The 3,962-nt window shown below is 61.1% G+C and carries 4 protein-coding genes and 1 pseudogene; 3 read left to right on the forward strand and 2 right to left on the reverse strand.

Annotated features, from left to right (window positions below):
- Window positions 1-276 precede the first annotated feature (276 nt).
- Window positions 277-726, forward strand: coding sequence for an RrF2 family transcriptional regulator (locus EN939_RS24270; RefSeq protein ID WP_013530871.1), 450 nt, complete (start codon window positions 277-279; stop codon window positions 724-726).
- Between the two features lie 104 nt (window positions 727-830).
- Here the strand turns inward: EN939_RS24270 and EN939_RS24275 are convergent, their stop codons facing one another.
- Entirely contained in the window at window positions 831-1,700 is an 870-nt protein-coding gene (locus EN939_RS24275; protein ID WP_127270223.1) for an NmrA family NAD(P)-binding protein, read from the reverse strand.
- A gap of 43 nt (window positions 1,701-1,743) precedes the next feature.
- The gene (locus EN939_RS24280; protein WP_127270225.1) at window positions 1,744-2,166 is read right to left on the reverse strand and encodes a DoxX family protein; all 423 of its coding nucleotides are present in this window, start codon (window positions 2,164-2,166) and stop codon (window positions 1,744-1,746) included.
- Between the two features lie 119 nt (window positions 2,167-2,285).
- On the opposite strand from EN939_RS24280, the gene EN939_RS24285 reads away from it, so the two are divergent.
- Window positions 2,286-3,191, forward strand: a complete 906-nt coding sequence (locus EN939_RS24285) for a LysR family transcriptional regulator (RefSeq protein ID WP_127270227.1) — start codon at window positions 2,286-2,288, stop codon at window positions 3,189-3,191.
- A gap of 172 nt (window positions 3,192-3,363) precedes the next feature.
- Window positions 3,364-3,962, forward strand: a pseudogene (locus tag EN939_RS24290) (hypothetical protein); the annotation flags it as partial.

A 3,962-nucleotide genomic window follows, 5' to 3' on the forward strand; every position in this document is an offset into this window, starting at 1 on the left:
GACCTACGGCAGCCGCTGAAGGCCGCGATATCTGCGCAGTTGACGGAAAAGCCGGCGCCCTGCCGGCTTTTTTCGTTTTGAACGCCGAAAACCTGGTTATCAGCGGAATATCCGCCTTCTCAGTGCAAAACGTTACAAAGAATCAACGCGTTTGTGCCTAACTGCAATCCGGCGGCTTGTTTTCGCGAAACATCATCGCGCGGCGAAAACGTCATTATTTGCACACAAACAGTCGCCAGATGCGAGTGGTTGGGGCTTCAATGGGTTGATCTGGGCATGCTGACGAAAAAAGGCAAATACGGCCTCAAGGCCCTCGTGCATCTGTCCGGCCTGCCGGCCGGCCAATTGGCCTTCGTCAATGACATCGCGGTGGCCAACAACATCCCGAAGAAATTCCTCGATGCCATTCTGGGCGAGTTGCGCAACGCCGGCTTCGTCCAGAGCCGCAAAGGCAAGGAAGGCGGCTATCGCCTCGCCCGGCCGGCCTCCGAAATCAAGATCGGCCATGTCGTGCGCGTGCTGGATGGGCCGCTGGCGCCGATCCCTTGCGCCAGCCGCACGCAGTATCAGCGCTGCGAGGATTGCGACGAGGCGACCTGCCAGGTCCGCCACATGATGCTGGAGGTGCGGCAGGCGATCGCCGAAGTGCTGGACAATCGCAGCCTTGCCGCCATGCGCGACGCCGACAATGACGATTTTCCGGTTGAGCTGACGTCGCAGATATAACCACCCACTGCAAGCTGACCGCGCTCAGACAGATGAAGGAGGGAGTTCTCCAAATCCCGGGTTGCAAACACCCGAAATCACAGGAGAACCCCATACAGTTTGGCCTACCCGTTCACATTTGACGCAGCCTCGAATACAGCGCGTGCGGACGTCGTACCCGCTACATGCTCCGTACCCGCCACACCGAGGTCCATCCATCCTGCATTCACGGCCTCGTACATTTCTTCGGCAGGTCCGCTGTGGCCCCTCGGGATGCCGAATTGTTCGAGCGCTTCCGCCCACCCTGCACGCGGGATTGCAAAGGCTTTCACGTCGAGGTTCAGGACTTCACCCAACTGCTCCGCGACTTCATCCGCGCTGACCATCGAACCAAGCTCGACGATGCGCTGCCCTGACCACGTTGGCCCGGTCAGAAGCGTTGCGAATTCCGCGCCAATGTCGTTCGTCGCGACCATGGTCGATTTCCGGTTTGTCGGATTGTAGAAAGCCGGCAGCGTTCCGCCCTGCGCGACCTGCAACCCGAAAAGAAAATTCTCGAAGAATCCGCCTGCGCGCACAAAAGCAACTGGCGATGTCAGGTCGCGAAAACCTTGCTCCAGAAGGGACAAGGCCGCGATCACCCCGTGCCCGCTGGTTCTGTTCGCGCCCATCGACGAAAGCGCAACCACTCGCGGCGGCGCTGCCTTGGTGAGCGCCTCGACATAGCTTGCAATCACGGCCTTTGCTTCCTTGTAATCGGGCGAAGGCGCCCAGACAGGAGGCAGCATGACGAACGCGCCTTCGACGCCTTCGAGCGCCCGCTCGATGGCTGCCGAATCATTCCAATCGCCGTCAACCAGCTCCACGCCCCGGTTCGCCCAGCTCAACGCTTTCTCGCGGTCGCGGACCAGCGCGCGCACCTTTTTGCCTTGCGCTAGCAAATGCCTTGCCGTCGCGCCGCCCACGTTTCCCGTGATTCCCATTACTAAGAACATGTGTTTTCTCCTGATGTTGAGGGACAGAACTGCCCCTGTTGGTTCAATGGATGAGCGGCAGAATGGCCCGGATACGGGGATCGCGCAGATAGAGGCCGCCCCAGGTCATCGCGCCCAGAAGCAGGGAAATGATTTCCGGCGGCGATCCCAACTCACCGATGCGGAGATGGGCGCAGATGGCACCTCCCAAAAAGCCCGTCACCAGGATCGCGCCGAGGACGGCGGTGACCGGGATGGCGTAGAGGATGGCGCAGGCGAGGATGATCGGACCCACGACGCGCGTCAGATCCATCGCGAACCCGGTTTCCTGCAACATGCTCGCGACCCGTGCCGGCGCGAAAAGCTGAACAGTGCCGTCTGTCATCAAAGCGATAACGACAAACGCGCTCATTATCCGGCCGGCCCACAGGGCGCGATGCAAGGTCATAGTTTCAGGTGTCTGATGCGGGTTCACAGTTTCGGACACTTGTCATTCTCCGATGGGGAGATCCCATATTCGAAGCTTACTGTGCCTCTCAGGTGTGATAAACACCGAGGAAATGAACCGACTGTTCTCTTTTTGGAAAACAATACCGGGAAACGAAAATGCAAAATCTCGAACCCATCCTCATTTTCATAACGGTAGCGGAAATGGGGAGCTTCACCCGCGCAGCCGACAGCCTGGGCATCCAAAAGGGGAGAGCCTCAACGGCGGTCCGGAAGCTGGAAGAAGATCTCGGTGTCAGGCTCCTGCACCGGACGACGCGCAGCGTGCGGTTGACGGAAGACGGACGCGCATTTCATGCCCGTGCCCGCGATCTGCTCGCTGAAGTCGATGATCTGCACTCGATGTTCGCAGGCGATCGCGTGGCACTTCGCGGGCGTTTGAGAGTCGACCTTCCGACCGAAGTGGCGCGCACAACGATCGTGCCGGCCTTGCCGGATTTCATGGCGGCGCACCCCCAATTGGAGCTGGAGGTGTCGAGTACGGATCGGCAAGTCGATCTGGTTCAAGAGGGGTTCGATTGTGTATTGCGGCTTGGACCCATTCGCGACGAGACGCTGATTGCCCGCCCGTTGGGCCTGTTGCGCATGGCCAACGCTGCCAGCCCCGCCTATCTGGCGCGCCATGGCGTCCCTCGGTCGCTGGAAGATCTCCAGCGTCAGGAACATAGGACAATTCACTTTTCGACGGTGCTAGGCGCGAGACCCTATGGATGGGAATATCCGGACGGCGACAGCTACGCGACGCTTCAGTTGCCAGGTGCGCTGCACGTCAACAGCGCGCAGACCTACGAAGCCGCCGCCCTCGCCGGCCTTGGTGTGATTCAGGCGCCACTTTTGGGCATTGGCCAATACTTGGAGAGTGGAGCGCTTATCGAGATCATACCCGATTTTCGTCGACGGGCGCTCGCCGTATCCCTCGTCGTCGCACATCGGAGCAATCTGTCGCGCCGAGTCCGCGCATTCATGAAATGGATCGAAGATGTGCTGACGCCGTATATGGAATAGCGACTGCCGGTCAGCGATCAGCGGTCCGGCGTCGCGGGCGCCAGCTCGCGTTGCACGCGCCTGTCCCCCAGGTAGAGGGCAAGCGAAATTTGCAGAAGTCTTGAGCGCGGACATGACCTTGCACGTCCCAAGCCGACGCAGTAAAGCGGGGGTCGAAGAACGGGCTGGACCGATGAGGCTGTGGTGGTTCGCAAAATCCCGCAAGGCCGCCCGCAAGCTGCCATCGGCAGCCAGTTTCCGCACTGAAATCATCGCCGACGTCTTCGTCCCGGAACGGGCGGAGGACGTCCGCTTCTTCAGCCGCAAGCTGGTTCACCCCGGCCGGCTTCGCCGCTTTTCCAACAAGGACCTTCGGGAAGGCCTGCTGTCCGTCTTCTATCTCGTGGTGGCAGCGGCGCTGCCGGTGCGCTGGTGGGCGCCGATCTGCGGCCGCATATCGAGGTTTCGCCTCAAGCGCCATATGCGCAAGGAATTCCCGGCCTACGCGGCCGCGACACGCGCGGTGCTTGGCGATGGCATCGATACACGCAAGCTGTTCGAGGGATTGCTGGCGGCGCGCCATCGGCGCCGCCTGCAGCTTGCCGCACATCTGGTGGCTGGCCGCTGGTCGCCGACGATCCGGCTGGAGGGGCTGGAGGGGCTGCGGTCGGCCTTGCAGCGCGGCCACGGCGCCATCCTCTGGTGCGATCAATTCACCGCCCAGACCATCATCGGCAAGCGCGCGCTATACGAGGCCGGTGTCGAGGCGCATCAGGTGCGCGCCAACACCCA

The sequence above is a fragment of the Mesorhizobium sp. M7A.F.Ca.CA.002.05.1.1 genome (genome assembly GCF_003998335.1).
GTDB lineage: Bacteria > Pseudomonadota > Alphaproteobacteria > Rhizobiales > Rhizobiaceae > Mesorhizobium.